The organism is Actinocorallia lasiicapitis (assembly GCF_054778695.1).
The window spans coordinates 1-1579 of record NZ_BAAGZI010000685.1 but is presented as its reverse complement, the minus strand read 5'-3'; the positions used below and the strand labels follow the sequence as shown (position 1 = coordinate 1579).

The following is a 1579-nucleotide window of genomic DNA, read 5'->3' as shown; positions in this document are numbered from 1 at the left end:
GCGATCATCAACTGCGCCGGGGCGACGGGCGGGCCGCTCGCCGGGCTGGTCGAGGGCAATGTGACGGCGGTGGCCTCCCTCGTGGAGGCCGCCGGCGGCACCCGGCTGGTCCACCTCGGCTCGTCCGCCGAGTACGGGGCGGTGCCCGAAGGCGTCCCGATCAGCGAGACGGCGCCGCCCAACCCCGTCGGCGCGTACGGCTACACCAAGCTGGCGGGCACCGCGCTGGTCGGCCGGGCCCCCGACGCCGTGGTCCTGCGGGTGTTCAACCCGTTCGGTCCTGGCTCGCCGCGCACCTCGCTGATGGGCGAGGTCGCGACCCAGCTCGCCGCGGGCGACACCGAGATCAAGACCGGTGATCTCGGGGCCGTCCGCGACTATGTGGACGTCCGGGACGTCGCCGACGCCGCGCTCGCCGCCGCCGAGTCGTCCGTCACCGGCATCCTCAACATCGGCTCTGGCCGCGCCACGACCTCCCGCACCCTGGTCGAGGCGCTGCTCGCGCTGCTGCCGGGACGGGCGCTCCACGAGACCCGCACCGGCTCCGAACGGTCGGCCGCCGTCCCCTGGCACCAGGCCGACATCACCGCGGCGCGCACCACGCTCCCGTGGACCCCCACCCATCCGCTGACCGCCACGGTCACCGACCTCTGGGAGTCATGGAGTTGACCGGGCCTGACGACAAGGGGCCGAGCAGGCGGAACGTGCTGCGGGCGGGGGCGGCGGCGGTCGCGCTCGGGATGCCGTCGGTGCGGGTCCTGCGGCCGGACGCGGCGCTGATCCCCGCCTACTTCGGGCCCGACTACTTCCCCGCCGAATGGGAGCTGCTGGCCGATCCCCGGCTGTACGCGGTGATCCTCAATGTGGCGGGCGGTCCGGGGGAGACGGTCAACCCGGCGTTCCAGGCGGCCGTCCGGCGGGTCGAGGAGCGCGGCGGCACCGTCGCCGGGTACGTCGACATGGCCTACGGCAACCGTGATCCGGCGCTGATCGAGACCGACGTCCGGCGGTACCGGAGCTGGTACAAGGTCGGCGACTTCTTCTGCGACCAGGTCGCGGCCGGCCCGGAGGGGCTGCCGTTCATGCAGCAGGTCACCGGCCGGATGCGGGCGCTGGGCGCCGAGTTCATCGCGTTCAACCACGGCGCCTACCCCGATCCCGGCTACCAGGCGCTCGCCGATCTGCTCGTCACGTTCGAAGGGCCGCTCAGCTCCTATCTGGCCGTCCAGCCGCCCGACTGGACCCTCACCGGCACCCGGCAGCGGTTCTGCCACCTCGTGTACGGGGTGGCGGAGACCGAGTTCGACGCGGTGCTCGCCCTGGCCCATCTGCGCAACACGGGCATCGTGTTCGTCACCGACCGGTCGGGGGTCAACCCCTACGACGGGCTCCCCGCCTACTTCCCCAGGCTGCTGAGTCTGTGAAGCGGCTGACGAGCACGATCGCGGCCGTCCTCCTGATCGGGGGGACGGCCGCTTGCAGTGGCACCGACTCCGCGGCCGGGCCCTCCCCGTCGCTCTCGACGGCTCCGCCCGCCGCGCCCGCGCCGTCCACGCCGACCACGCCGACCACGCCGTCC

Annotated in this window: 2 protein-coding genes; both read left to right on the top strand. The window is 73.7% G+C overall.

The features are described from left to right. Positions 1-669, top strand: a 669-nt coding sequence (locus tag ACYVE7_RS33750) for an NAD-dependent epimerase/dehydratase family protein (protein WP_460370601.1), incomplete at its 5' end; no start/stop codon positions are given. Continuing rightward, complete coding sequence (locus ACYVE7_RS33745; RefSeq protein ID WP_460370599.1) at positions 660-1424, top strand: spherulation-specific family 4 protein; 765 nt, start codon at positions 660-662, stop codon at positions 1422-1424. The genes ACYVE7_RS33750 and ACYVE7_RS33745, both read left to right, overlap by 10 nt. Positions 1425-1579: the final 155 nt, after the last annotated feature.